The following is a 1,317-nucleotide window of genomic DNA, read 5'->3' on the forward strand; positions in this document are numbered from 1 at the left end:
TCCTGGTACGATGTCATGTTCCAAAACAGGGAGATAGGATCCGAGGTGGTATGCGATTTGACGAGGGGCTTCTTGAGGATGCCTTTGGTCTCATAATATTTCTTGATGTTTTTGGTGGCTTCCTTGTCTGCGGAAACGCGTTGCACCGCTAAGTTCAACTGCCTGTCTTCGGTCGCGCTACCTGTGCCGGAGTATATATAGTCCCGGTTATCGAAAGGCTGCCCGCCTAACTTTATGATCGCGTCGCGGATAAACAGATTATACCGGAGCACGCCCAGCACAGTCTGCACAATGGAGTTGGGGTCGCTTGGGTCATAAGGCGCCTGGGCGATATGAAGCAGCTTCATGGTGGCTTCCGGGTTTTGGCTGACGGCTTGTAGAATAGCAGGCACGTAAACCGTTTCCCAGTTTAAGATCATCTCATCCGGAACGTCAAGCACATCTCCCGGAAGTACGCCGGGAAAGAAGTAATCGAACAAAACCCTGAAGTTGCCATAGTAGTTTATCTGCCTCTGAAAGTCGCCGCAGGGGCCACATAGGGACAAACCTCCGCTCCACAGTTCCGGGTATCGTTCTAAGGCGAGCGTGGTAACAAGCCCTCCTTCCGAAGCGCCTGCCAGGTAAATTTCCTCAGGCTCACCATAGCGTTGAATGAACAGGTTACGAAGGTTGATCATATCCTGAATGCCGGTTTGCACAGCCAACCCGTTTTGGCTATAGCTGGTAGTAGCAAAGGCATAACCGAAACTTGTGAAAAGAGGGGCGTAAACACTAACTTCAGAGGCGATGTGCAGCGGCTCAAAAGCGGGAGTGTAGCCGCGGGCATATAGCAAAAGCTCCCCGTTCCAATGAGCAGGAATGCAAATCTGGATTATCTCTCCGGATGATAATGTTTCTGTGGTGCACTCCACCTGTGCCACAGCACCCTCCATGTTCGTAACTGCTTGCAGGCTGACAGCCGCATTCGTGTTGCTCCTTGGCTGTGGGTCCTCCTCGAATAAAGGCTGACATTGTGCTAATAGGAACAGCAAGCAGGTCAGTCCCGCGGCAACGCCGCGTAAAGCCAGCACCCTGGAAAGCTTTTTCTGCAGGTAAGCCAGCTTGATAGCATTTACTACTTTAGTGCCGATGTGAAAATGCTTGGTTAAATTTTTCATACACTTAATTCTGTCTTTATACATAGTAGAAAAGGAAGCACTTAGAATGTAAGCTTTCACAGGAAGTAAGGGAGGTGTGAAATGGAGTGGTGGTTTTGAACAGCTATCTAATAGGAGCTAAATTCTAAAATCCTGTATAATCAAGATGATAGCTATTTGC

At 49.1% G+C, this 1,317-nt stretch carries 1 protein-coding gene; it reads right to left on the reverse strand.

Annotated features, from left to right (window positions below):
- On the reverse strand, positions 1–1,157 hold a 1,157-nt coding region (locus ACFS7Z_RS27190), incomplete at its 3' end, for a hypothetical protein (RefSeq protein WP_377492619.1).
- Between the last annotated feature and the right edge of the window lie 160 nt (positions 1,158–1,317).

Source organism: Pontibacter toksunensis (assembly GCF_042686245.1).
In the GTDB taxonomy this organism is placed as follows: domain Bacteria; phylum Bacteroidota; class Bacteroidia; order Cytophagales; family Hymenobacteraceae; genus Pontibacter; species Pontibacter toksunensis.